Here is a 26,376-nt window from a genome sequence, read left to right as displayed (position 1 = left end):
TTAGCATTGATTCAGCGTGCCGTAGGTACGCAAGATATGTGTCGTACCTACGGCACGAAAACGAATTTTAAATTTCATGTTCTACAAACCTTTAATGCCTAACGGCATAATTTGCTGATTTTAATTGATACTATAAAAGAGGATTAAATTTGTTTTTGTGTGGTATTATGCGTTGAGCATTTTTTGGTAAGCCTTTTTGATTTCCATGTCTGAAAAAGGTTCAAGTGCTTCTGCCAGTTTGTTAATGGTTCTAATGCAATTAATCATTTTGATGCGAAGATCCATATAGTCGCCGACTTGGGTAACCAGAATTGCCTCAAAAATTTCGCACATGTGTTCTGGCTGCTCTCTAATTTCTTCCTCAAACCAAATCTCGGAAAGAAATTTTGCCATTGCTGTCATTACAGCTGTTTCTGTTGTTTGTTCATTTTCTCTTTTTTGCATAAACCGAAAATATTAAACGCACGAATCCCTCGTTTTAGATGTGCAAAAAATACCCCATAGGGATAGGTTTTCCCATTGTTTCCTCAGGGACATCATGACGAGGGATTCGCTTATGTTAACTTTTATTAGAAGTTTCTAAATAAATCCTATAGTGTATTTTTTGCAAGACAAACTTACAATTATAAACTTATATAAAAGTAAAAAACATGAGAAATTTCTCATTTTTTTAATATTTCGATTCTAGAAAGAACTTCTTAGTTTACTGTTGCTCCATTTGGTGCATCAGCATCTGGATTTACAAAAACCAGTTTTCCTTCGGCATTTGTTGTCATCAAGATCATTCCTTGACTTTCAACGCCACGTAAAGCTCTTGGAGCAAGGTTTGCTAATACAGAAACACGTTTTCCGATGATTTCTTCCGGCGAAAAACTCTCTGCAATTCCCGAAACAATTGTACGAACATCAATTCCTGTGTCTACTTTAAGAACCAGAAGTTTGTTTGCTTTTGGCATTTTTTCAGCCTCAAGAATAGTTCCTATACGAATATCCATTTTTGCAAAATCTTCAAACTGAATTAAATCTTTTTGTGGTTCTGCTTTTTGGTTTTCAGCAATATTTGCGGTTTTTGTCGCTTCCAATTTATCTATTTGTTTTTGTATTTCTTCGTCTTCTATTTTAGCGAAAAGCAATTCAGCTTCGCCAATTTTATGTCCGGCCGGAATTAAATCTGAGTTTTCAGAAATATCATTCCAACCCAATGTTTTATCAATAATGATGTCGTTTGCATCCTGATGTCTTTCTTTCAGGAACTTGCTAAACCCTTCAAAATGTTCTTTAAGATCACCTAAGTTCAGGATTTTAGACAATTTAGCCGCTGTAAAAGGTAAAAATGGTTCAGCCAAAACGCTCAAAGCTGCAGCAATTTGCAATGCTACATACATTTGTGTTTTTACACGCTCTGGATTGTCTTTCATTACTTTCCAAGGCTCTTCATCTGCAAGGTATTTATTTCCTAAACGAGCAACATTCATCAATTCGCCCAGAGCTTCACGGAATCTGTAACGCTCAACCGAACTTGAAATCACGGCTGGATACGCTTTTAATTCAGCTAAAGTTTGTTCGTCGATTTCGGTAAATTCGTTTGGAGTTGGGATAACACCGTCGTAATATTTGTTCGTTAAAACCACAACACGATTTACGAAGTTTCCAAAAATGGCAACCAATTCGTTGTTGTTTCTAGCTTGGAAATCTTTCCAGGTAAAATCGTTATCTTTTGTTTCAGGAGCGTTTGATGTTAACGCGTAACGTAAAACATCCTGCTTATCTGGAAATTCTTCTAAATATTCGTGTAACCAAACTGCCCAGTTTTTAGAAGTCGAAAGTTTGTTTCCTTCCAAATTTAAAAACTCATTTGCTGGAACGTTGTCTGGTAAAATATAACTTCCTTCAGCTTTTAGCATCGCTGGGAAAATGATACAGTGAAAAACAATATTGTCTTTCCCAATAAAGTGAACCAATTTGGTTTCTTCATCTTTCCAATATGGTTCCCAGTCTTTTCCTTCGCGAGCAGCCCATTCTTTTGTAGAAGAAATATATCCGATAGGCGCATCAAACCAAACGTATAATTTTTTTCCTTCGGCACCTTCAACCGGAACGTCAATTCCCCAGTCAAGGTCACGCGTTACCGCACGAGGCTCAAGTCCGCCGTCGATCCAGGATTTTACTTGTCCGTAAACATTAGGTTTCCAGTCGTTTTTATGACCTTCAAGAATCCATTTTGTTAAGAAATCAGAATAACGGTCTAAAGGTAAAAACCAGTGTTTTGTTTCTTTTAAAATTGGAGTTTCTCCTGTAATTGTCGATTTTGGGTTGATCAAATCGGTTGCGTTCAAAGTCGATCCGCATTTTTCGCACTGATCACCGTAAGCTTCCGGATTGTCGCATTTTGGGCAAGTTCCAACCACAAAACGGTCTGCTAAAAACTGATTTGCTTTTGCATCGTACAATTGCTCTGTAACTTCTTCAATAAAATCGCCTTTATCATACAAAGTTCTAAAGAATTCTGAAGCCGTATCATGATGAATTTTTGCCGAAGTTCTAGAATAATTGTTGAATGAAATTCCGAAATCAGCAAATGATTTACGAATAATTCCATCATATTTATCTATAACTTCTTGTGGCGTAACTCCTTCTTTTTTTGCTTTCATTGAAATTGCAACGCCGTGTTCATCGCTTCCGCAAATAAATGCAACATCTTTTCCCTGCAATCTTAAATATCTCGAATATATATCTGCAGGCACATAAACCCCCGCCAAATGCCCAATGTGGATTGGTCCATTTGTATAAGGTAATGCCGCCGTGATTGTATATCTCTTTGGATTCTGTGTCATAACTCAATTTTATTGAGTGCAAAAATAAGGAATAGAATTGAGATTTTTAAGTTTCATGGAGATTCAGGACGAAAAGGACTTTTAATATGGATCGTTCCTACGGAACTTTTGTTTCTATCCGCATTTTTTCAACGGATTAAAATCCGTTGCTACAATATAATTCGAGCCAATGGCTCTTTACATAAAAGTTCCGTAGGAACAATTTGTTTTGTAGCAACGGATTTTAATCCGTTGAAAATGAACGATTGTCAAAATAAGAGTTCCGTAGGAACGATTCATATAAATTTATCAATCTTTGCGGGACTTCGACTTCGCTCAGTCTGACAATCGAATAAAATCTTCGTATATAGCTGTCGGTAAACCCATAAAATAGAACCAGTTTAAACTAGCCTTACAAGCAAAATCTTCAAGATTTATTTCGCAATCTTTGCATTCGAAAAAAAACAAAAAAACAAGTTTATGAGCAAGACAAAACTAATCATCAATAAAAATGGATCAATTAAAATTGAAGGTGATTTCGAAATCATGGATCCGGAAGGAGCGCTTTACGGATTACAAGGAAGATCTGCACTTGGACTTTGCCGCTGCGGATTATCTGCAAACAAACCATTTTGCGATGGCGGACACAGAAACAACTTCGAGCACGATTCTGTTGCATTCGATTTACCACCAATGAAAACAAACTAAGGAATTTTATTTCTAGGTTTAGATATAAAAAAAGCTGCATTTCTTCTGGATGCAGCTTTTTTTACTTTAGATGTCTAAAAAATCGTCATATTTGTTATAATGGTTTAAACATTCCACTAGCTTTAAGATACTTACATCTTCATTTTGTTCTGTCGCTAAATCTATAACATCTTGAAAATTATCACATGAATATTTAAACCAAAAATCCATTTCTACAACTTTGTCTGGATAAATTTCATCGTCGTCATCGCTAACTTCAACTGTATCTCCTACATAAATAGTCATCTCAGGAGAAAGAAGATTATCATTATCCGAACCATAAATATCGTAGTAATAATCAGCATTATAATTTAGGGAGCGATCTTTTTTTTCCTGAACAAATTTTATAAAATCACTTAGAATCCAAGTTTTATTTTTAAAATCGGGCATACAACTATAATTTAAAATTAAAAACAAATTACAAAAATATAGTATTTTTACTACAAAATTGGTTGTTTTTAAATTTTAACTAAATGAATGTTATATGTAAAGTTCGCCTTTCATTGTAATTATCGATGAACCGCCTACTAAAATATCTTCTTCGCGATTCATAACTTCAATCATTGAGGCTTGTTTTAATTTTACGCCTTGAAGAATTTTATATTCTTTTTCAGATTTGGTAAATTTCTTTTGAGTTAAAAAACCAATTAAAGGACCCGCTGCAGTTCCTGTTGCAGGATCTTCATTTATTCCGATTATGGGATTAAAAAATCTTGTTTCAACGATATGTTCCTGACCTTCATCGGCAATTGTGAAACAATAAAATCCTTCAAAATTGTATTCTTTAGATATTTCGATTAAAAGTTGATTGTCTGGTACAAAGCTGTTCAGTAATTGGCTGTTTTTTATTGGAACCATTGTGTGTGCAACTTCTGTTTTAACTACTGTTGGAACAAAAGCACTTACATCTAAATCCTCAATTTTTAAGCCCAGCGCTACTGCAATTTTATAGGTTGGAATTTCCTGTTTAATGACTGCCGATTTTTGATGCATTTGAACCACAGGATAAAAAGTAACCGGATCAAAACTTACTGTTACAGGTATCGCCGAATGTTTCATGATTACAAAAGGCTCGCTTTCGTTTTGTTCCTCAAAAATAGGCATTCCTTTTAGCAAAGCACCGCAGACTGCGCCTAATAAATTATGTCCTGCACCGTCGATTTCGATTCCCGTTGGGGTAAATGAACGAACTACGAGTGCTTTTTCTCTTGTAGAATAATAGACAAAAGAGGTTTCAGAATAGCCAAATTCTTTAGAGATATCCTTATAGGTTTCTAATCTTAAATTTCCATCAGTAAAAACTACAGAAAGAGGGTTTCCTTTGTAACTTTCGTTTGAAAACACATCTAAAACGTAATATTCTAATGCTGTTCTTCCCTCCATATTTTCCTTTTTTATAGCTGAGCTTGTTTAGACGGAATAAAGTTACAGTTTAAAAAATATCAAAGCAACAACCTTTACAACATTCGTTTTCCTTCAGCGCTAAATTTTATTGCTTTTTCCAATCTTGCAATTCTGGTTTTTTCTTGTTTGGCGCTCATAATCACATGTATTATTACTTTTCTGTATGATGGTGCCTGACTGCTAAAATATTCCCAAGCTGTTTTATGGGCTTTAAATTGTTTTTCAAGTTCGGGATCAAGAACGTAAGCTTCGTTTTCATGCGAGTAAATTTTGGATCTTTCTTCAGATCTTAATTCAAAAGCTTTTATGCCTTCTTCTTTCATCAATCCGGCTTTTGTGAGTGCTTCTACTTTTTTAATGTTGATGGCGCTCCAGATACTTGATTTTTTTCGAGGTGTAAAACGTATCGAATAACTTTCTTCGTCAATAGATCTTCGAACACCATCGATCCAGCCAAAACAAAGCGCCTGATCTACAGATTCTGACCAGGACATAGACGGCTTTTTGCTGTTCACCTTATAAAAACCTACTAAAAGTTCGGTTTCTTTTTTATAATGCTTTTCCAGCCATTCTCTAAATTTTTCTTGAGTTGCGAAGAAAGTCGGGTTCATTTTTTAAGTTTTATTATTCATTTAATTCTTTCCAGCAAACGTCAATTTCTCTTTTAACTTCTTCCTGTAATTGAGGAAGTTCATTTTCAATCCAATGTTTACTTTCTTTAGTTAAATAATATTGGTTTTCGTTGAGTTTGTATTTCATGGCGCCAAAAATCATTTCAATCATTTTATCAGTTTCAGATGTTCCATTGGCAAAATTAGGCGCAATTAAATATCTTAAAAGTTCTTTTTCGTATTGTGGTTTGTAATACAAAATATAACTGACTATTGGCAGATAGAAATAAAAATAGCTGTTGGTATTAGATGCGTATTGTATCTTATGAAATTCAGAAATCAAATTATCCCATTCAAAATCTGTTGTTCCTGAATTGAATTCTGTCAGTAATTCAAAAGTTTTTTTCGCACTCGGAACAATTTCTCCCATTCTTTTTAGACTAGAAAAAGCTTCTTCAAACTCAATATTTTCAGATTTGTTTTTGTTCCAGTTAAAAACTCCCATTTGTCTGTCTTTTTAATTTCGATTTCTTATAAAAATAACTGCCAAAATATATAATTAAAGGAACAAAGATATTGTATTGTTGTGGTTAGGTCTTCCATTGTTTAAAATAATAAAACCATAAAAACAATATGCAGTGTCTTTATGGTTTTATAAAAGTATAACAAATAAGAGAAATCAAAAATTTATTCGAAAACTACTTCTTTGTTAGTTTTTGCTATTTTAACAATATGGTAAGGCTGCGTAATTACTGTTGCAAGGCCTCCTGAATTTAATCGATCAACTTTAACTGCTATACGATTTTCAGTTTGGGTAATTCCGGTAATATCTATAGAGAAACCGCCGTAGTTACGTACTTCATCAATAACTGCAATAACGGTATATTTTTCAAAGTCAATATCGGTGCTAATGCTGTTTTGCCAAGGTTTATTATTGAGGTCCAGTTTTACCAATAACTTGTTCCATTCTGCCAGGTCTGTAATAACAAGATTAGCTTTTGGATTGTTGTAATCTCCGTTGAAATAATCTGCATGATACAGATCTGTAAATTCTACTTTTGACGATGCCGAATCATCGTTACTGCAGCTTGTAAGTGTAAATAGAATACTCAAAATAAATAAAATCTGTTTCATATTTTTTGGTTTTAGTTAACTAACATTTCTTGTTAAATGCTATTTATTAAACAGATGGAATTTATTTATATGGTTGCGTATTTCAATATTAAGTTTTTATTTGGTAACGTTTTAATAACACTTATCAGATGGCTGAGTTTATAAATAAACGCTGAATAAATTATTCTTTTTCATTTTCCTCTTCGGTAATATTTTTCCTTTTGAAATGTTGTACGGTTAAAACAAATGTAAAACAGCTAATAAATATTGGAGATAAGAAAAACATTAAATCTTGAATGCTGTTTAAGCCATATTTAATAAACAATGATTTTAAGGTATAATAAATAAACCAGTACGGAAAAAGAATAATACCTAACAACATAGAATACCAAAAAAAATTTAATATTTTCTTTAACGATTTTGATTCTTCGGTCAAATGGTAATAAGCCGTAGATTCTAGGAATAAGTAAGGTTTAATAATGTTATTTGCAACTGAAAATTGACGATGTTTAAAAATTACTGATGTTAAACCCATATAATATTTACTTTGGCTGCTTATAACAAGGTAAACTTGAATGATTTTATAATGACAAAATGCAAAAACAGAAGGGATTATATATAATGCAATCGTATTTTCTTGAAGTTTGAATGGTCCAACAGATATTTCATCAATTTTTGTCTGTAAGATCAAAGGAAATGCTATAATTAAAAAAAGTACAATCAATAATAATCTATTAAGAGATTTTTTATTCTCGTCAATTCTTTGATTAAGTAAATCTAAATATTTGTTTCTCTTTTCTTTAGATTTTAATATTTTTTTGAAATATAAATTAATAAGAATGTCAGTTTCTATATATTCATCTTCTTTATTTATATCTTGTTGTTTGGATGTAGTTGGCATTAGTTGAGGTATAAAGTTAATCTTTCATCTTCTGCTAAAATAATCTTTTATATTCTCGTTACAGGAATGAAATACTATATTAATTATATAGATTTGATTTTTTTTTTTAATGGTTGCGTGAAATTTTCTCTCAACTTTGCAAAACAAAACACTAAATACAAACTCAAATGGAATTCGGTAGAATTATAGTTTCAGAAACAGCAATGAAAAGTGAAAATCTGCAGGATGTTATTCACTCCAATATTTCGATAATCAACTTAATGCGCGAAGAAGGCGTAGACGACGAGCTTATTCACGAAGATGCGCTTACGAGTTACTATCTCGATTATTACTATTCACAATATGCCGAAGGAAATTTTTCGCAGTTTGTTTACAACTCAGGCTGGAACAAAGAATTAAATGAGCTTATTGAAGAAGGCCTGGCATTAATTGGCGCCGAAAAACATTTAGAATTGTTTTTGGAACAAAGCAAGAAGGTTAGAATCATGAGCAATATTAAACTGGGAAAATTCCTGAAAGGAAAATTAGAAGGCGTAAACCCGGTTCGTGATGCTTTAAATAACAATACTTTTTTTGAATTAGATGAAAATCTGGTTGAGCTGAATGCCAATTTCCTGAAAAATCATCCTGATTTTGAGGTGCTTGCTGTAGATGAAATCTTTGCTGTTTTGGAAGAATTTACAGGACATGAAATTAAAAGATCTTAAACTTTTAGGTTTAAGATTCTACGATATTAATCTGTCTTTTCAAACAAAATTACGAATCAAATTTAATGGCGTTTTTGCGAATCTGTAATTTATAAGTGTATTTTTTTGATTTAATTTAAAAAGCTTAGCCAGAATATTTTATATTTGATAGCCCTTAATTTTAAAATCAAAAACCAATGAAAATTAACACCTACTTAATTCTCAGCGGCGCTTTTCTGTTTTTGTTCTCCTGCGGGAAGAATGAAAAACAGCTTATTGAAGAAAACGCCCCATCGTTAGCAGTTCAGTCTGAAAGCCCCAAAGCAGTCGAAAAGCTAATCTTTAAAAAAAGTGAATACATTATCCCATCAGATGAACTCGATTTGAGTCTGCTCAAGAAAGCAGCAGAAAATTTAAACATCAAATATGCTTCCATTAAAACAGAAGATGTAAGTTCGATTCGCTATAACGATAATGTAACTTTTTTCGTTATTTCAATTATCAATAAACCTGAGAAAGCAAAATCAAATGAAGAAAATTTAGGTAACTACTACCAGAGAAAGTATCTTTTTGTTAATAACGAAGACGGGAAAATTCTGGCAGAAGAAAACGATAAAAATCTTGGTTATTATGAAAATGATGGCTTACGAGCTGCCAAAACTTATATTTTAAAAGATTTACTGCAATTAAACGATACAACCCGTGCAATTGCTTTGACTACAGAAGTATATTCGAACAGCAGAGTTGTAATGTATTCTGAAGAAAAATTTACCATTATAACTTTCGACGGAAAAAAAATGAAGAAAGTTTTATATGAATATCCAATTCGATCAGCAAATGGAGATTCAAACGGAGGAGGAACTTATCAAATAGAAACCCTAGAAGCCGGAATTAGTATTTCTGACACGCAGACAAACGGGTTTTATGACTTAATGGTTTCTAAAATCTTTACCTACGAAGATGCTATTGAGGCAGATGTAGAAAATGATATTCAGCAAAAAAGCGATTTAAAAGTTAAAAAAGAATTTCAGAGATTAAAATTTGATGGTAAAACGTATTCATTTCATAAAGACGATCGAAGCCGATTTTTGTAAGTTCACATTTTATTAAAACTAAAAAATGTTTAAAAAGATCCTTTTTGCCTTATTTATCTGCCCTGTTTTTCTGCTGGCTCAGGAAAAAGGAAAAGAGGTATCTGATAATGTCACCCGATATTTTTATTACGATAAAGTAGTTTCGGTTGCGATTTGGTATGGAGCAGATAAAAAACCGGATAGCTCGAAAACTTATTACTCGAACGGGAAACTAAATGAAGTTTTCTATTTTGATAAAGACGGATTAAAAGACGGCGATTGTTTTCAGTATAATAAGCAGGGCGAAAAATTGGTAACATGGAATTTTGAACACGGAAAAATGACCGGAAGAGCAGATCATAAACTTCCGTTTAATAAAGATCGTGAAGAAACGGTAACGAAAGCTTTAAAAATGCTCACGGATATTAATACAAGAACTAATTTTAATCCAACAAAAATAAATGATCTTTACAATCGTGGTGTTTTAAGCATTAGTCTTGGCAATAATACTCTGGCGATTGAAGATTTAAAAAAGGTTGAATACGCGATTGATAAAGATCCGAAAAATAAAAAATTAGTATTTTCAGATTCGGTTCAAAAAAAAGCAGCTATTTTTCGCAGCAAGCTTTATGACCGAATGGCAAGTATTTACGCAGCGCTTGAAATGGAAGGCTTTGCTCTAAATTATTATCATAAAGCAATTAAGAACGCGCCCAATGATTATCGCATTTTATATAATTTCGCAACATTGTTGCAAAATAGAAAAATGAATGATTTGGCGCGTTATTATTTAGAGAAAATTGTAATCGAAAAACCAGACCATGCCCACGCATACTGGGGACTTGCCAGATTATTGAGTGATGAAGGCGAGTATGAAAAAGCATTCGAAAATATCCAGAAAGCGTTTCAATACGAAAAGCAGATTATTGAAAGAACAACTGCTTACGGAGGAAGAGATTTAAAAACAACCAGAGGATTAATTTATCATAAACTGGGAGAATCCAAAAAAGGAATTGCCGATTTGAAAGAAGCATTAGAAATGGATAAAAACAATTCGTATGCAATGAAAAATCTCGGCATAATTTATCTGGATCAGAAAAAGTATGACGATGCCTGCGAATTATTTCAAAAAGCAAAAGATCTCAATTACACTTTAGCTTACGACGAATTTGATCTGGACGCACTTTTAAAAGATGCGTGTAATAAACGCCAGCCGGAAAAAGCAGTTAAAATCAAACCGTATGTTTTTCCAAATCCGGCTCAAACCACAATTACAGTTGAGAATCTTAATTCAAAAAACTTTGATTTTGAGTTTTTTAATTTTGAATCAAAATCGGTTTTAAAAGGAAAAACCAGCGACGGGACAATAAACATTCTTGGACTAGATTCCGGGTTTTATATTTTAAAAACTAATATTGGAGAAACTGCAGAAACTTTTAAAGTTATAAAAGAATAGGTTTCATTGAGGAAAACTCCCCTCGCATCTTTGCAAAACCTTCGCGTATCTCTGCTTAATCCCCGAAATAACTTTAGACTAAACTTTGTAGGTAATCTTAGCAAACATTTCCTTAAATTTGCTTCCGTTATAAAAAAATACAATAGTTATAAAAATCAAGCTATGTTACAAATCGCATTTATTAGAGAAAATCAGGAGAAAGTAATCAAGGCTTTAGCAAAACGTAATATCGATGCTAAAAGCGTTGTTGAAGAGGTGGTGCAATTAGACGAAAACCGTCGTGCAGCTCAAGTGGAATTAGATAATACTTTAGCTGAATCTAATAAATTGTCCAAAGATATAGGCGAATTAATGAAAGCAGGAGAGAAAGCTAAAGCAGCGATCTTAAAAGAAAAAACGGTTTCATTAAAAGAAAAAAGCAAAGAACTTGGCGAAAAAGCAGAAGCTTTAGCAGTTGAGTTAACAAATAAATTATACACACTTCCAAATCTTCCGGCTGATATTGTTCCTGAAGGAAAAACTCCAGATGACAATTTGAATGTTTTTGAAGAAGGTGATATTCCGGTTTTACACGAAGGTGCACAGCCGCACTGGGAATTGGTAAAGAAATACGATATCATCGATTTTGAATTGGGTGTAAAAATTACGGGTGCAGGTTTCCCTGTTTACAAAGGAAAAGGAGCTCGTTTACAGCGTGCTTTAATCAACTATTTTTTAGATAAAAATACAGCAGCAGGATACAACGAAGTTCAGGTGCCGCATTTGGTAAACGAAGCTTCAGGTTACGGAACCGGACAATTGCCAGATAAAGAAGGGCAGATGTACCACGCCGGAGTTGATGATTTATATTTAATTCCAACGGCTGAGGTTCCGGTTACGAACTTGTTCCGTGATGTTATTTTAAACGAAAGTGATTTACCAGTTTTACATACGGCTTATACGCCATGTTTCCGTCGTGAAGCAGGTTCTTACGGAGCACACGTTCGCGGATTAAACCGTTTACACCAATTTGACAAAGTAGAAATCGTACGTGTTGAACATCCGGATAATTCATACGCAGCGCTTGACGGAATGGTAGAACATGTTAAAAACATTCTTCAGGAATTGAAATTACCATACAGAATTTTACGTCTTTGCGGAGGCGATATGGGTTTCACATCGGCATTGACGTATGATTTCGAAGTATTTTCTACAGCACAGGACCGCTGGTTAGAAATTAGTTCTGTTTCTAATTTCGAAACTTTTCAGGCAAACCGCTTAAAATTACGTTTCAAAGATAAAGATGGTAAAAACCAATTAGCGCATACATTAAACGGAAGTTCATTGGCATTGCCTAGAGTTTTAGCCGGAATTTTAGAAAATTACCAAACACCGGAAGGAATTGTAATTCCAGAAGTTTTACGTCCTTACTGCGGATTTGACATTATAAATTAATTTTAGTAATTTAGAGTTAAACCTGACGGGTTTTTAAAACCCGTCAGGTTTTCTTAATTGTTTAAAATACCACGCTAAAAACAGAAATATGAAAAACATCCTTATCTATATCTTTTTGTTGTGGTCTGGTTTTATGTTCTCACAAAATGAACAGTTAGCGAACAATTACTACGATAAAGGCGATTTTGAAAAAGCTAAGATTATCTACGAAGATCTTTTAAGAAACTCACCATCCAATACCCAATATTTTTTAAGAACAATAGATTGTTACCAGCAGTTACAGCAGTTTGATATTGCAGAGAAAACAATTCTGGAACGATACAACCGCTACAAACAAGGTGTTTTCTTGGTTGAATTGGGATACAATTATCAATTACAGAAAAACGAATCGAAAGCCAAAAGTTACTACGAGCAGGCCATCGAAAAAATAAAAACAAATCCCAATGATGTTTACGGAGTTGGAAATGCATTTGAGAAAAAGGTTTTATTAGAATATGCTCTAAAATCGTATCAAACCGCAATGCAGGTGCAGCCGAATTATAATTTCAATTTTCAAATTGGAATGTTGTACGGCCAGTTAGGCAAAACCGATTTGATGATTGATCTCCTGCTGACAGAATCGTATAACAATCAGCAGAATGCCAATTTGATCCAAATGCAGCTTTCTCGTTTTATGAACGGCGAAACCGATAATACGGCTTTTAAAGATGCGATGCGAAAAGCATTGATTTTAAGAACCCAGAAAGATCAGGATGTTTTTTGGAATCATTACTTAAGCTGGTTTTATGTACAGCAGAAAGAGTTTGGAAAAGCATTTATTCAGGAAAAAGCGATTTACAAACGCGAACCGGAATCTTTAATCAGTATTGTAAATTTGAGTCAGTTTGCATTGAATGAAGATGATACCGAAACAGCTTCTGAAATCCTGAATTTTATTCTTCAAAACACAAAAGATGTCGATTTGCTTATTAAAAGCAATGCAAGTTTAATGCAGATTAAAATTGATAAAGCCCAGGAAAAAGAGTATCCGGCCATTACAAACGAACTGCAGCAATTATTGGTTACTTACGAAGTAACTCCTTTTACCTTATCTTTGCAATTAATTCAGGCTCATTTTTTGGCTTTTAATTTAAAAAAGACAGAAGAAGCCAAAACAGTTGTAAAGAAATCTCTAACGTTAAATTTAAATGCTTATCAGCAGGCTGATGCCAAAATGGAGCTTGCAGATATTTTGCTTTTAGAAGAAAAGTACAATCAGGCGTTAATTTATTATTCGCAGATTCAGTTAGATTTAAAGAATGATGTCATGTCGCACGAAGCCAGTTTAAAGGCTGCGAAAACGAGTTATTACAAAGGCGATTTTGAATGGGCATTAAAACAATTTAAAGAATTAAAATCGGCAAACACGCAATTAATTGCCAACGACGCTCTTGAATATTTTTTACTGATAAATGACAACACAGCAGCCGATTCGACACAAACAGCATTAAAGGAGTTTGCAAAAGGCGATTTTTTACTTTATCAGAATAAAAAACCTGAAGCTATTACACAGTTTCAGAATATTTTAAAGAACTTTAAAGGTCAGGAAATAGAAGCTGTAACATTATTGCGTTTAGGCAGAATATACGAAAGCCAAAAGGATTTTGCTTCGGCTTTAAGCCAATACCAGCAAATAATAGACAATCACAGCGACGGAATTTATGTAGATGAAGCGCTGTTTTTCTCGGCAGAAATTTACAACGACGAATTAAAAGACGTAGAAAAGGCCAAGCCTTTATATGAAAAGGTAATTTTTAACCATCAGGACAGTATTTACTTTGTTGATGCCAGAAAAAAATACCGGGAATTGAGAGGAGATAAGAATTTATAGTTTGGTTTAATTGGTTATTTGTTTAACCGTTTAACCGAATTTACGATTAAACAAATGAATTTAGTAATATGAGATGTTTATTTTAAGAGTCTAAGAAAAGAAAACTTAGAATCTTAGAATCTCAGAATCTTTTAAAAAACATGATTATTTTTAACGTTACCACCAATATACACGAAAGCGCGCACGATCAATGGTTAAAATGGATGCAGGAAAAGCACATACCGGAGATTTTGGCGACACAAAAATTTTCTTCGGCACGAATTGTAAAAGTTTTGGTTGAAGAAGAAATGGGCGGAGTTACTTATTCTGTACAATACACAACAGACAGTAAGGATACTTTAGAGAAATATTATCTGGAAGACCAGCCCAGATTTGATAAAGAAGCTTTAGAACTCTTTGCAGATAAAATGCTTTCTTTTAGAACAGAACTTGAGGTTGTTTCAGAACATTAATCAGTTCTAAGTCTCGGTTTTCAGTTTTCAGAAAACAGAATTGCCTGCAGATTAAACAGATTATTAGATTTAAAATTGTGATAATCGCGGCAAAAAAATATAAAGCTTTGAGTCTTTGTGCCATTATGGCAAAAAAAGTGAAATAAGCTTTGACCCTTCACAGCAAAAGAATACTTTTGCGCCCTCGTGGCAAAACAAGAATGATAAAATGGAAAAAGTAAAAGCCAAAAAACATTTAGGACAGCACTTTCTTAAAGACGAAAGCATTGCAAAAGCAATTGCCGATACTTTGAGTTTAAAGGGATACGATGAGGTTTTAGAAATAGGACCTGGAATGGGTGTGCTTACTAAATATTTACTTGACAAACCTGTTAATACACGAGTAATTGAAATTGATACAGAATCTGTTGAGTATTTGGGGGTAAACTATCCAAAATTAAAAGATAAAATTATTTCAGAAGACTTTCTGAAATACAATATAAATCAGGTTTACGAAAACAAGCAGTTTGCTATAATTGGTAACTTCCCTTATAACATTTCATCTCAAATTGTTTTTAGAACATTAGAATTTAGAGATCAGATTCCTGAATTTTCAGGAATGTTTCAAAAGGAAGTTGCAGAACGCATCTGCGAGAAAAAAGGATCAAAAACCTACGGAATCCTGTCTGTACTGGCACAGGCTTTCTATGATACTGAGTATTTGTTTACTGTAAGCGAAAATGTTTTTATTCCTCCGCCCAAGGTTAAGTCGGGTGTGATGAAAATGACCCGAAAGGAAGATTATAGTCTTCCGTGTGGTGAAAAGTTATTTTTTACGGTTGTAAAAACGGCTTTTCAGCAAAGACGAAAAACATTACGTAACAGTTTGAAAACATTAAATTTATCAGATAAACTGCGAGAAGACATTATCTTTGATAAACGTCCCGAACAGCTAAGTGTTGAGGAATTTATTGTTTTGACTCAAAAAATAGAAGCCGATGGAGTTCAAAGTTAGCAGAGAATTTATCCACCAATTAGAGGAACTAATCGTTAAGAAAAACGACAATGAACTTGAAGTTTTACTTAATGATCTTCACCACGCTGATATCGCCGAAATTCTTGAAGAATTAGATTTTGACGAAGCAACTTACATTTTCAAAGTTTTAGATAGTGATAAAACCGCTGAGATTCTTCTTGAATTAGAAGAAGACCTGCGTGAAAATATCTTAAGCCGACTTTCACCAAAAGAAATTGCCGAAGAGCTTGATGAGCTTGAAACAAATGATGCGGCAGATATTATCGCCGAGCTTTCTCAGGAAATCAAAGCTGAGGTTATCTCGGAGATGGTCGATGTTGAACACGCCAAAGATATTGTCGAGTTATTGCGCTATGACGAAAACACGGCAGGTGGTTTAATGGGGAAAGAGCTTGTAAAAGTCAATGAAAACTGGAACGTTTTGACCTGCGTAAAAGAAATGAGAATTCAGGCTGAAAATGTTTCAAGAGTGCATTCTATTTATGTTGTTGATGATGAAAACCGTTTAAAAGGGAGACTTTCTCTTAAAGACTTGCTGACTTCTTCTACCAAAACTCAGATTGGAGAAGTTTATATCCGAAAATTGAATTTTGTAAATGTTGATACTGAAGATGTAGAAGTTGCCCGTATCATGCAAAAATACGATTTAGAGGCAATTCCGGTTGTTGATGAATTGGGGCGTCTGGTTGGAAGAATCACCATTGATGATATCGTAGACGTAATCAAAGAAGAAGCAGATAAAGATTACCAGTTAGCTGCGGGTATTACACAGGACATTGAAACAAATGACAGCGTTCTCGAATTAACAAAAGCTCGTCTGCCTTGGCTTTTAATAGGTATGGTGATAGAGATTGTGGCTTCTTTTGTTTTAAAAGATAATGAAACCGCTTTTCAAAAATATTCAACATTAATTATTTTTGTGCCTCTGCTTTCGGCAACAGCCGGAAATATTGGAGTTCAGGCATCGGCAATCGTAGTTCAGGGTCTGGCCAACGGAACCTTGAAAGAATTCAGTAAAAGTTATTTCAGCAAAGAAATTACCGTTTCGATGATTTCCGGAAGCATTATTTCATTGCTTTTGCTGGCCTATCATTCTCTTATGTACGGACAATATTTAGTGGGAATCGCTATTTCGATTTCTATGATTGTGGTTATTATGTTTGCTGCAACTTTAGGAACTTTAGTCCCGCTTTTTCTTCATAAAAATAAAATAGACCCCGCTATTGCAACAGGTCCTTTTATTACCACAACAAATGATGTTTTTGGTATCATGCTCTATTTTGGAGTAGCAAAAATGATTCTCGGCTTTTAGATTTTTGCCACAAATTGACCTCTTACAGTGATTTAAAATCTGTAAAATCTGCGTAATTTACACGCCGATAAAATCTGCTGTTTAGCAGCCAAAATAAATTAAAACCAAGCAGGATGAAAGTACACATTATAGGGGGAGGAAACCTTGGAGTTTCTATTGCCTTGGGAATTGCAAAATTTTCTAAAAACAATCAAGTAACTGTAACCAGAAGAAATATAGCCGCTATTCAATATTTAACGGAATACGGAATTACAGTTTCTAACGATAATAAACACAATATTCAGGAAGCCGATGTAGTGATCTTAACCATAAAACCGTATCAGGTTGATACAGTTTTGGCAGAGATTTTACCGGTAATTCAAAATAAAACAATTGCTTCTGCTGTAAGCGGTTTGTCTTTGGATATTCTTCAATCTAAAACAAATAATGAATATCCGGTTGTACGTATTATGCCAAACATAGCGGCACAGTTTGGAGAATCGGCAACTTGTATTTCTTTTCCTGAAAAATACAAAGAAAACGCGGCGCCAATTGTAGACTTATTTCAGGATTTGGGAACAGCTCCTGTAATCGACGAAAAATTAATGGATGCAGCGACTGTTTTAGGCGCGTGTGGTACTGCATATGCTTTGCGTTATATTCGTGCCTCTATGCAGGCAGGAATCGAAATTGGGTTTGATTCAAACACCGCTCTCGCAATTGCTGCACAAACGGTAAAAGGAGCAGCAAAAATGCTTTTAGAAGAAAGAGTTCACCCAGAACAGTTAATCGACCGTGTAACAACGCCGCAAGGTTGTACAATTGTTGGTTTAAATGAAATGGAACACAATGGTTTCAGTTCATCTTTAATTAAAGGCATCAAAACTTCTTTGAAACAAATCAAAGGTTAGTTGTAAAGAAATTCGAATATTTTTAAAATTCCAAATTCCAATTCTTGTTGGGGTTTGGGATTTTTTGTGTTTAAGATTTAGTAATCACGTTTTGTTGAGCAATAGTCTATTACTAGTGGCAGATTTTTTTCATTTATAACTTCTTTAAACATACTCCTGTGATAATCAATTCCCAAGGTCTCAATTTTGGTACTGTCAATTTTCTTGTTTTTTTGGAGTATCCATTTTACTAAAACCAGTGAATCTGTACTGCGTAATGCTGGTCCGGTGCTTTTGGCGTCTAATTTATGACAAGCAGCACAATTAGAGTTGAAAATTTCTTTTCCTTTATTTTGAGTGTCTGTTAATTCAGGATATTTTGTTCCACAAACGGGAACAGGAGTTTTACAATACCAGTTTGTTGGAGGTTTGTATGTTTTTATTTCATAAAAGATTATTCCAACGAGCAGAATTATAAAAGTAATTGAGAATAAAAGAATATGGCGTATTCTTTTCATTTGCAAAGTTTGGAAATTTATTTTTGGACTTTTATTAAAAGAATATACTTTCTATCACAATCAGAAAGCTTCGTGTAATAATTCATTGAATTGCCAGAATTTTGAATTGTAAGCGTATCTTTTACATAGCTGGCACTGATTCCAACAGGGATTTCTAAATCTTTTGAATCTGAAATAGAATCGTTTTCTTCTTCATTACTGATGTCGCCTTCATATTCGGCCCATTTTATACCTTCTAAAACCAAGTACTTTTCTCCATTTTTTTGGTCTTTAAAAGTGGCAGTCCCTTTCAGTTCCCTGCTTTTTGTTTTTAAGAAATAAGAATACCCATTTTTGGTTTTAGTTATTTGCAAAGTAAGTCTGCATTCACCAGAATCATTTTCTTCTGCTTTTGTTTCATAAGTACCTTCAACAGTTTCCTCATTATTTTTTATAGGAAGTACAATAGTATCTTTTGTAATTTTTGTTTCGATAACTTCAGATTCTTTTTTTGTATTACAGGCTGAAATTATTAAAACTGCAGAAATTGGTATGATAAGTTTATTTATAAAATTCATTTCAGGTATTTTTATTTGTTGTAAGAATATACCGCAAATATACAAAACCTGTAATTCCAGAAATGATTGAGGCAATAATAATTGCAATTTTAGAGAATACAATAATTTCAGGATCCTTAAAAGCTAAAAGAGTTATAAAAATTGACATTGTAAAACCAATTCCGCCCAGCATTCCCGCTCCTAATATGTGTGCCCATTTTAAGTTTTTTGGCAGGGCACATAATCCGGCGCTTACTCCAATTGAAGAAAAAAGCAGAATGCCAAGAGGTTTTCCTATTACCAGACCTAAAATAATTCCGAATGCATTGGGATGATTTAAGCCAATATGCCAGTTTGATTCTATCGCAATGCAGGTATTGGCAATCGCAAAAAGAGGAAGAATAAAAAATGCAACAGGCTGATGTAAAAAATGCTGCAATTTGTATGAAGTAGATTTTTCGCCTCCGTCGCCAAATGGAATTACAAATGCCAAAATAACTCCTGTAATTGTAGCATGGATTCCGGAATTCAACATAAAATACCACATTATGACACCGCCAATTAAATACGGAATCAAATTATAGACTTTCATTCTGTTTAAAATAAATAAGAAAACCCAAATTCCTAATGCAATCGCAAGATTTACAAACCCAATTGAAGTCGTATAAAATACGGCAATAACTATTATGGCTCCTAAATCGTCAATTACTGCAAGTGCTGTTAAAAAGACTTTTAATGAAGCTGGGACTTTATCGCCTAAAAGAGATAATATTCCAATTGCAAAAGCAATATCCGTTGCCATAGGAATTCCGGCACCATTTTGAGTTGAAGTTCCAAAATTTAGAGCAAGAAAAGTAGCTGCAGGAATAAGCATACCACCAAAAGCGGCCATAATAGGCAGTGAAGCATTTTTGATATTTGATAACTCACCATGATAAATTTCACGTTCCAGTTCCAGACCAATCAATAAAAAGAAAATTGTCATCAATCCGTCATTAATCCAATGCGTGATCGAATGCCCTCCTAAATCTTTTTCCCAAAAAGCAATATACTCAGCCGAATAAGATGAGTTAGCAGCCCACAACGAAATTACGGTGACAAATAATAATAGTAATCCGCCTGATTTTTCGTTTTCAAAGAAGGCTTTAAAAGTCTTGGTTAATTTCATTTTGGAAAGTTTGTGATGATTTAGAAATGACAGAATTTCTTTGAGGCTTGTATTTTCAAAGTTAAAAAAAAATCTGACCAATAAAAAGTTTCACTTTCATAGCACAAATATTCCTGTTTTAAATGAGTGAGTCTTTTTAAGAAAAAACTTAAAGAAAAGTATATTTTTGTTTTTATAAAACAACATGTAATGAATTATAAAAATACTCTTTTCAAAATTATATGCCTTTCTTTTATACTCTTTCAGATTTCCTGTAAAAAAGAAAACAATCAAAAAAATGAAGAAGTAACAGCAGAAAATGTAAATAAATCAGCTTCTGTTCAAATTGCGCAGACTTATCAGACTGATGAAAAATTATCAGATGATGAAAAGCTGGAAGTGAAATCTGTTATTCATTTCTCGGCAAAATACAACTCGCCTGCAATATGGAATTATGAAAAAGATGTAACCCAGGGAGCACTTCGAAAACTCAATCCATTATCTAATGGAAATCTGGTTTTTTTAATGGAAGAAGGAGACGGAAAATATAATTTTTCCCCTTTTGTGCTTATACTCGACAAGAATGGAAAAGAAATATTCAAGCAAAACATAGGAGATAAAAAATCGAAATATAATTTTTACGATCCTTTAGTGCAGGACAATTCTAACGGAGGTTTTACTTTGTATGTAAAAAAAGAGATAAAATCAGTAAATGAATCTGCTGTTTCAGATGAAGCTAAAATGCGAAGTGCCCTGGCAAAATATCAAATAGAAAAGATAACTTTTAAAAATTTGAACAGTCCGTCTACTTCCATCAGCAGATCAATGGAAGAAATTTTCTTTAAAACTTTGCAGGAAAAAGGCTTTACGCATTTGAGTAAAAGTGACTTTTCATTAAAAAGTATCAAGAATAAAATCTGGATAACTGGTACTGCAGCAAAACCAAACGAAAGTGAAATTCCGTTTATCGCCGTATTAGATGAAAACTTCAAACTGCTGAAATTTAACAGCTATGAAGGTTATCCTGAAACTGATATTAATAGTATCAGTTTAAATCCCGATAATACTTTTTGCATTGAAGGAGTAGAAGACACCGCAGCAGACGGCAGTTATTACTCAACTTATAAAAGATTTATAATTAATGAAAATCTGAAATTACTTGCAGACAAATCTGATTCAAAACCGTATTCATCTTTTTACCGCGGACCTTCGGCACCAGATGTTGAAGAAGAGGAAGAAGAAGCAGTTTCAGAAGAAACAACATCAGAAACAGAAACCAATTCTAATCAGGAAAGTGAAAAGGGAAATACATGTCATTTTTATTCGGACAGAGTTGAGAACAGCTATTACAGTATAAAAGAAAAAGAGATGAATTCGAGTGAAATACTGTTTGAAAAAGCCAAAAGTGCAGACAGTACTGCTTTGTGGCAGATTCGATTTGTATTTCCAAGTAATTATGAAGTGCCATATATTAATAGTACTAAAGGGTTTAAACGCAAAAACGGTGATTTTGTCTTTTCTCTTTTCATACGCGATGAATCTGTAAAAAGCGGTGTTCTCAGCATGGTCATTTTTATATTTAACAAAGAAGGCCGTTTGGTCAGCCAGTTTCAAACTCCCGCTTATTTTGGTTTAACCAATTTTGAAATGCAGGAAGTCAATGGAGAACTTATCGCAGGATTTATATCTTATAATGCTGATTATGTTAATAACAATTGGGAATATCCGCATGTTTTCCGTTCAATATCTTATCCTTTAGATTAAAAGATCTTAGAGAATTACTCGTATTTTTGCCTGACATTAAATTCAATTAAAATGAGTGTAAAAATTCTACATATAGACAGCAACCATCCGGTTCTGTGGAACCAGTTAGAAGAAGCAGGTTTTGAAAACCATGCCGATTTTAAATCTTCTAAAGAAGAAATTGAAGCTAAAATTCAGGATTATAATGGTATTGTAATTCGAAGCCGATTTAAAATTGATAAGACTTTTTTAGATAAAGCCGTAAATCTTCAGTTTATCGCCAGAGTTGGTGCAGGTTTAGAAAGTATTGACTGCGATTATGCCGAAACAAAAGGAATTCATTTAATTGCTGCGCCCGAAGGAAATCGAAATGCAGTTGCAGAACATTCGCTTGGCGTAATCTTATCGCTTTTTAATAATTTAAATCAGGCCGATGCCGAAGTGAAAGCCGGACAATGGAATCGCGAAAGCAACCGCGGCCACGAACTGGACTTAAAAACGGTAGGTATTATTGGTTACGGAAATATGGGAAAGGCTTTTGCTAAAAAACTTCGCGGTTTTGAAACAGAAGTTTTGTGTTATGATATTCTGGATAATGTTGGCGATGAAAATGCCAGACAAGTTTCTCTGGCAGAATTACAAGAAAAAACAGATGTTTTGAGTCTTCACCTTCCTTGGACACCAGAAACAGATAAAATGGTTAACACCGATTTTATAAATGCCTTTAAAAAGCCGTTTTGGATCATTAATACTTCACGCGGCAAAAATATTGTTACGGCAGATTTAGTTGAAGCAATGAAGGTGAAAAAAATATTAGGATCAGGGCTGGATGTTCTTGAGTATGAAAAACTATCTTTTGAAACACTTTTTCAGGATAAAAATACACCGGAAGCATTTCAATATCTGCTTGAAGCAAAAAATGTTTTGCTGACGCCGCATATTGCAGGCTGGACATTCGAAAGTCACGAGCGTCTGGCTCAGGTTATTGTAGATAAAATTAAGGCTGTATATGCCTAGAACGTTGTTTTCTTTGTTAATTTTAAATAACGAGTCTTTTCTTGTAAATTTTTCGCTGCCGATTAGTTTTATTTGTTAATTTTTAATAATATTGTTTCCGATATTTAAAGAATCAGTCTAAATAACTTTTTCTTTATTTTTCCTGGAGAAGCCGAAAATCCAAAAAAGAGTAGGCATTATTACTTAACTAATTTTATTAATTATGATTGAATGGTACAAAAAAGTAGTTTTTGAAAACTATGCAAACTTTGACGGAAGAGCCAGAAGAAAAGAATATTGGATGTTTTTCTTGACAAATATTATTATAAGTTTTGTTTTAGGCTTTGTAGCTGGATTAATTTCACCTAGTTTAGGCTTAATTGCAAACGTTTACAGCCTTGCTGTTCTTGTTCCTTCAATTGCTGTTGCTATTAGAAGAATGCATGACGTAGGTAAAAGCGGATGGTTTATCCTTATTCCAATTTATAACTTGATTTTAGCTTGTACTGAAGGAGATAAAGGAGCAAACGCATACGGACCAGATCCTAAAAATGAGTTTGATGAACTTAATGAAATTGGTAAAGCCGAGCTATAATTGATATAAATAGTACTATATAATATGGAAACTACAAAACCAGAATCATGGAATACGCCGTCAGGGCCAAAACCAGAAAATAAAAAAGTTGTTGCAGGTGTTCTTGGTATCTTATTAGGAGGATTTGGAATTCACAAATTTGTATTAGGATACACACAAGAAGGAATAATTCAAATCGTGGTTACTTTAGTAACTTGCGGAGCAGGAAGCTTAATTGGTTTCATCGAAGGAATTATATACCTTACGAAAACAGACGAAGAATTTTACCAAACTTACCAAGTAGGTAAAAAAGGCTGGTTCTAAAACGATATTAAATCCCATTTGTGTACTATCAAATGGGATTTTTTTTGCCATTTACATTTAATAATAAACTTTAAAAATACAGGTATGGAAAGTACACAAGAGAATAAAAAAGTTGTTGCAGGAATTCTTGCTATATTATTAGGGGCATTAGGAATTCATAAGTTTTATTTAGGATACAGCAAAGAAGGTATAATCCAGCTTATTTTGGGTCTTTTATGCGGTGTAGGAGGTATAATTGGTATAATTGAAGGAATTCTTTATCTAACGAAGTCAGATGAAGAATTTTATCAAACCTATCAGGTTGGCAAAAAAGGCTGGTTCTAAAAAAATAAAAAATCCTATTTGAAAGAATGGGATTTTTTATTGACTGAATTTCAACTCAAAGAAATGTCCTTTTTTATTATAATAAAAACGTTTACCTCCTTTTATAAACTCTGAAAGTAAGTAATCTTGCACTTTGTTAAAAGTAATGGAGTAACTGAAAATCCATAAAGAGTAGGAGAATTTATAAAGATTTTTATTATGTTAGAAATGTACAAAAAAGTAGTTTTTGGAAACTACGCAAATTTTAACGGAAGAGCAAGAAGAAAAGAATACTGGATGTTTTTTTTAGCCAATGTCCTAATTAGTTTTATTCTAGGTTTTATTCTAGGATTGATTTCGCCAGGTCTTGTTTTAATTGGCAACCTTTACAGTTTAGCAGTTTTGGTTCCTTCAATTGCTGTAGCTGTTAGAAGAATGCACGACATTGATAAAGAATGGTGGTATATGTTAATTCCATTTTACAATGTTTATTTAGCTTGTCAGGAAGGAACAAAAGGGCCAAATCAATATGGGACAGATCCTAAAAATCAATTAGAAGAACTTGATGAAATTGGAAAAGAATAATTTCAATATAGTTTTAAATAAAAGTTGTAACTAAAAAATCCCATTTGCATTTGCAAATGGGATTTTTTTATTTAGGGAGATTATAACTAATCTTCTTTTTCAGATAATTTACGCTCTAATTCTATTTGAAACTCTTCAATAACGGGTTTCATTGTGCTTTCAGGAATATCTGCGATTCTAATGTACATTAAACCGTCAATAGCATTGTTAAATAAAGGATCGACATTAAAAGCAACTACACGGGCATTTTGTTTGATGTATTTTTTAATTAAAACCGGCAAACGAAGGTTTCCTGGTTCTAACTCATCAATGATTTTATCGAATTTATTTAAGTCAGATTCTGCTTCGTCAAAAATAAAATCTTTATCAGCATCTTTTAATTTTACCTTATAAGCTTTTTTCGGATGGATATATTGAGCGATATACGGATCGTAATAATTCGATTTCATGAACTCAATCATCAATGATTTAGAGAAGTCTGAGAACTGATTACTGATACTTACGCCACCAACCAGATATTTGTGTTCAGGATGACGCAGAGTAGTATGAATAATACCTTTCCATAATAAAAATAACGGCATTGGTTTTTGCTGATATTCGCGAGTAATAAACGCACGCCCCATTTCAATAGATTTGTGCATCATATCATGAAGTTCCGGTTCAAATCTAAAAAGATCTGTCAGGTAAAAACCTTCAATACCGTATTTTGGATAAATCTCAGAACCTAATCCCATACGGTAAGCACCTGCAATTTTCTTGGTGTCATCATCCCATAAAAACATATGGTGATAATATTGATCGTATTGGTCAATATCTATAGATTCATTGGTTCCTTCGCCAACTTCACGGAAAGTAATTTCACGAAGACGTCCAATTTCATGTAAAATATTCGGAATTGATTTTGCTCTCGCAAAGAATACTTCGTAATTTTTACTTTGCAAAAATCGGCAGTCGCTGTCTCTTAGCGCCTGAACTTCATCAAGCATTTTAGATTCATTCGCCGGAGTTACAATCTTTTTTGGTGCTTTTGGAATTTTTAAGCTAGCTGTGTCAATCAATTTGGTGTCTTTCTCAAATGGATTAGCCAGCATATAAGTTTTTCTTCTTAAAAACTCTGAATATTCTTCAAACGATTCTATTTCGTTTTGTTCGCTTACAGAAATTGGTTTTCCAATACGAACTTTAATTACACGATCTTTCTGCGTTAAAAGCTCAGAAGGTAATTTAGCAGTACGTAAAGTGTCGTCTATTTTAGAAAGCCAATAGAATAATTTACTGTTTTTGGCATGAAAATAAATTGGAACAACCGGAACTTTAGCTTTTCTGATTAATTTCAGAGCGCCCTCTTCCCAAGGTTTGTCTACTACTAATTTCCCGTCTTTATAAGTTGAAACTTCTCCAGCAGGGAAAATTCCAAGCGGTTTTCCGTCACTTAAATGACGTAAAGTTTCTTTAATACCCACTACGCTCGATTTGGCATCCTTATGGTTCTCAAAAGGATTAACCGGCATAATGTATTTTTTTAGCGGAACAATTCTGTGTAATAAGAAATTGGCAATGATTTTGAAATTAGGCTCTCTTTCAAGCATTAACTTCAATAGCAAAATCCCATCAATTCCTCCAAGCGGATGATTTGAAATGGTAATGTACGGACCTTCTTTTGGCAGACGTTTTAAATCTTCTTCCGGGATTTCGAATTTAATCTCCATCTCATCCAAAATTCCATTTAAAAATGCAACATCCTCTAAATGCTTATTATGATCGTAAATTTTATTGAGGGTCGAGATCTTAAGAACCTTCATAAGAATCCAGCCAGAAAACGTACCGAGGACTCCGTACTTTTCAACATTTATTGCCTTTGCAACTTCTTTCGCGGTAACTAAACCCATGTACT

28 protein-coding genes are annotated in these 26,376 nt (G+C 33.6%); 16 read left to right on the top strand and 12 right to left on the bottom strand.

Going from position 1 to position 26,376, the window contains the following annotated elements; all coding sequences use genetic code 11:
- Positions 1-165: 165 nt before the first annotated feature.
- Entirely contained in the window at positions 166-444 is a 279-nt protein-coding gene (locus ACTJIW_RS22175) for a hypothetical protein (protein WP_073410177.1), read from the bottom strand.
- A 254-nt stretch (positions 445-698) separates the two neighbouring features.
- On the bottom strand, positions 699-2,834 hold the full coding sequence (metG, locus tag ACTJIW_RS22170; protein WP_012022944.1) for a methionine--tRNA ligase: 2,136 nt from the start codon (positions 2,832-2,834) through the stop codon (positions 699-701).
- A 459-nt stretch (positions 2,835-3,293) separates the two neighbouring features.
- Here metG and ACTJIW_RS22165 point away from each other — a divergent pair, with 459 nt between their 5' ends.
- A complete protein-coding gene (locus ACTJIW_RS22165) occupies positions 3,294-3,521 on the top strand; it encodes a CDGSH iron-sulfur domain-containing protein (RefSeq protein WP_012022943.1) in 228 nt (75 codons plus the stop codon).
- Between the two features lie 66 nt (positions 3,522-3,587).
- Here ACTJIW_RS22165 and ACTJIW_RS22160 read toward each other — a convergent pair whose 3' ends face one another.
- The 6 genes from ACTJIW_RS22160 to ACTJIW_RS22135 all read right to left on the bottom strand — a co-directional run bounded on the left by ACTJIW_RS22160 (position 3,588) and on the right by ACTJIW_RS22135 (position 7,589).
- Positions 3,588-3,950, bottom strand: a complete 363-nt coding sequence (locus ACTJIW_RS22160) for a DUF7716 domain-containing protein (RefSeq protein WP_440716535.1) — start codon at positions 3,948-3,950, stop codon at positions 3,588-3,590.
- Positions 3,951-4,040: 90 nt separating this feature from the next.
- Entirely contained in the window at positions 4,041-4,943 is a 903-nt protein-coding gene (locus ACTJIW_RS22155; protein WP_012022942.1) for a PhzF family phenazine biosynthesis protein, read from the bottom strand.
- 74 nt (positions 4,944-5,017) lie between these two features.
- The gene (locus tag ACTJIW_RS22150) at positions 5,018-5,575 is read right to left on the bottom strand and encodes a YdeI/OmpD-associated family protein (protein WP_012022941.1); all 558 of its coding nucleotides are present in this window, start codon (positions 5,573-5,575) and stop codon (positions 5,018-5,020) included.
- 13 nt (positions 5,576-5,588) lie between these two features.
- Positions 5,589-6,080 carry a hypothetical protein gene (locus ACTJIW_RS22145; RefSeq protein WP_440716536.1) on the bottom strand — a complete coding sequence of 164 codons (492 nt, stop codon included), beginning with the start codon at positions 6,078-6,080 and terminating at the stop codon, positions 5,589-5,591.
- 182 nt (positions 6,081-6,262) lie between these two features.
- Positions 6,263-6,709, bottom strand: coding sequence for a protease complex subunit PrcB family protein (locus ACTJIW_RS22140; RefSeq protein ID WP_440716537.1), 447 nt, complete (start codon positions 6,707-6,709; stop codon positions 6,263-6,265).
- Between the two features lie 160 nt (positions 6,710-6,869).
- The gene (locus ACTJIW_RS22135; protein ID WP_440716538.1) at positions 6,870-7,589 is read right to left on the bottom strand and encodes a hypothetical protein; all 720 of its coding nucleotides are present in this window, start codon (positions 7,587-7,589) and stop codon (positions 6,870-6,872) included.
- A 167-nt stretch (positions 7,590-7,756) separates the two neighbouring features.
- Between ACTJIW_RS22135 and ACTJIW_RS22130 the strand changes: the two genes are divergently transcribed.
- The 9 genes from ACTJIW_RS22130 (at position 7,757) to proC (ending at position 17,777) form a co-directional block, all read left to right on the top strand.
- The gene (locus ACTJIW_RS22130) at positions 7,757-8,296 is read left to right on the top strand and encodes a DMP19 family protein (protein WP_149205952.1); all 540 of its coding nucleotides are present in this window, start codon (positions 7,757-7,759) and stop codon (positions 8,294-8,296) included.
- Between the two features lie 176 nt (positions 8,297-8,472).
- Positions 8,473-9,369 carry a hypothetical protein gene (locus ACTJIW_RS22125; protein WP_440716539.1) on the top strand — a complete coding sequence of 299 codons (897 nt, stop codon included), beginning with the start codon at positions 8,473-8,475 and terminating at the stop codon, positions 9,367-9,369.
- A 25-nt stretch (positions 9,370-9,394) separates the two neighbouring features.
- Positions 9,395-10,804, top strand: coding sequence for a tetratricopeptide repeat protein (locus ACTJIW_RS22120; RefSeq protein ID WP_440716540.1), 1,410 nt, complete (start codon positions 9,395-9,397; stop codon positions 10,802-10,804).
- A gap of 162 nt (positions 10,805-10,966) precedes the next feature.
- Complete coding sequence (gene serS / locus ACTJIW_RS22115) at positions 10,967-12,238, top strand: serine--tRNA ligase (RefSeq protein ID WP_440716541.1); 1,272 nt, start codon at positions 10,967-10,969, stop codon at positions 12,236-12,238.
- Positions 12,239-12,326: 88 nt separating this feature from the next.
- A complete protein-coding gene (locus ACTJIW_RS22110) occupies positions 12,327-14,108 on the top strand; it encodes a tetratricopeptide repeat protein (protein ID WP_440716542.1) in 1,782 nt (593 codons plus the stop codon).
- Between the two features lie 140 nt (positions 14,109-14,248).
- Complete coding sequence (locus tag ACTJIW_RS22105; protein ID WP_012022932.1) at positions 14,249-14,560, top strand: DUF4286 family protein; 312 nt, start codon at positions 14,249-14,251, stop codon at positions 14,558-14,560.
- 208 nt (positions 14,561-14,768) lie between these two features.
- Entirely contained in the window at positions 14,769-15,554 is a 786-nt protein-coding gene (rsmA, locus tag ACTJIW_RS22100; protein WP_012022931.1) for a 16S rRNA (adenine(1518)-N(6)/adenine(1519)-N(6))-dimethyltransferase RsmA, read from the top strand.
- The gene (mgtE, locus tag ACTJIW_RS22095) at positions 15,538-16,887 is read left to right on the top strand and encodes a magnesium transporter (RefSeq protein ID WP_012022930.1); all 1,350 of its coding nucleotides are present in this window, start codon (positions 15,538-15,540) and stop codon (positions 16,885-16,887) included. Before rsmA ends, mgtE begins: the two co-directional genes overlap by 17 nt.
- Before the next feature lie 113 nt (positions 16,888-17,000).
- Complete coding sequence (proC, locus tag ACTJIW_RS22090; RefSeq protein WP_012022929.1) at positions 17,001-17,777, top strand: pyrroline-5-carboxylate reductase; 777 nt, start codon at positions 17,001-17,003, stop codon at positions 17,775-17,777.
- 77 nt (positions 17,778-17,854) lie between these two features.
- On the opposite strand, the gene ACTJIW_RS22085 is transcribed toward proC, so the two are convergent.
- From ACTJIW_RS22085 to nhaA, 3 genes are read right to left on the bottom strand one after another with little or no spacing between them, the layout of a single operon-like run.
- Entirely contained in the window at positions 17,855-18,274 is a 420-nt protein-coding gene (locus ACTJIW_RS22085) for a c-type cytochrome (protein ID WP_440716543.1), read from the bottom strand.
- A gap of 17 nt (positions 18,275-18,291) precedes the next feature.
- Positions 18,292-18,831: a hypothetical protein gene (locus ACTJIW_RS22080; RefSeq protein ID WP_440716544.1), complete on the bottom strand. Its 540-nt coding sequence runs from the start codon at positions 18,829-18,831 to the stop codon at positions 18,292-18,294.
- Between the two features lies 1 nt (position 18,832).
- Entirely contained in the window at positions 18,833-19,978 is a 1,146-nt protein-coding gene (gene nhaA, locus ACTJIW_RS22075) for a Na+/H+ antiporter NhaA (protein ID WP_440716545.1), read from the bottom strand.
- 189 nt (positions 19,979-20,167) lie between these two features.
- Here nhaA and ACTJIW_RS22070 point away from each other — a divergent pair, with 189 nt between their 5' ends.
- From ACTJIW_RS22070 to ACTJIW_RS22045, 6 genes are all read left to right on the top strand, one after another.
- Positions 20,168-21,721 carry a hypothetical protein gene (locus ACTJIW_RS22070; RefSeq protein ID WP_440716546.1) on the top strand — a complete coding sequence of 518 codons (1,554 nt, stop codon included), beginning with the start codon at positions 20,168-20,170 and terminating at the stop codon, positions 21,719-21,721.
- Between the two features lie 51 nt (positions 21,722-21,772).
- On the top strand, positions 21,773-22,717 hold the full coding sequence (locus tag ACTJIW_RS22065) for a 2-hydroxyacid dehydrogenase (RefSeq protein WP_440716547.1): 945 nt from the start codon (positions 21,773-21,775) through the stop codon (positions 22,715-22,717).
- 202 nt (positions 22,718-22,919) lie between these two features.
- On the top strand, positions 22,920-23,291 hold the full coding sequence (locus ACTJIW_RS22060; protein WP_012022925.1) for a DUF805 domain-containing protein: 372 nt from the start codon (positions 22,920-22,922) through the stop codon (positions 23,289-23,291).
- Positions 23,292-23,315: 24 nt separating this feature from the next.
- Entirely contained in the window at positions 23,316-23,594 is a 279-nt protein-coding gene (locus ACTJIW_RS22055; protein ID WP_012022924.1) for a TM2 domain-containing protein, read from the top strand.
- An 84-nt stretch (positions 23,595-23,678) separates the two neighbouring features.
- Positions 23,679-23,918 (top strand): TM2 domain-containing protein, encoded by a 240-nt coding sequence (locus tag ACTJIW_RS22050; RefSeq protein ID WP_012022923.1) that lies wholly within the window; start codon positions 23,679-23,681, stop codon positions 23,916-23,918.
- 198 nt (positions 23,919-24,116) lie between these two features.
- On the top strand, positions 24,117-24,482 hold the full coding sequence (locus ACTJIW_RS22045) for a DUF805 domain-containing protein (RefSeq protein ID WP_440716548.1): 366 nt from the start codon (positions 24,117-24,119) through the stop codon (positions 24,480-24,482).
- An 86-nt stretch (positions 24,483-24,568) separates the two neighbouring features.
- On the opposite strand, the gene ACTJIW_RS22040 is transcribed toward ACTJIW_RS22045, so the two are convergent.
- A complete protein-coding gene (locus tag ACTJIW_RS22040) occupies positions 24,569-26,371 on the bottom strand; it encodes a GNAT family N-acyltransferase (RefSeq protein ID WP_012022920.1) in 1,803 nt (600 codons plus the stop codon).
- Positions 26,372-26,376 lie beyond the last annotated feature (5 nt).

The sequence above is a fragment of the Flavobacterium sp. 22659 genome (assembly GCF_052044235.1).
In the GTDB taxonomy this organism is placed as follows: domain Bacteria; phylum Bacteroidota; class Bacteroidia; order Flavobacteriales; family Flavobacteriaceae; genus Flavobacterium; species Flavobacterium johnsoniae.
This window is presented reverse-complemented; position numbering and strand designations above follow the sequence as displayed.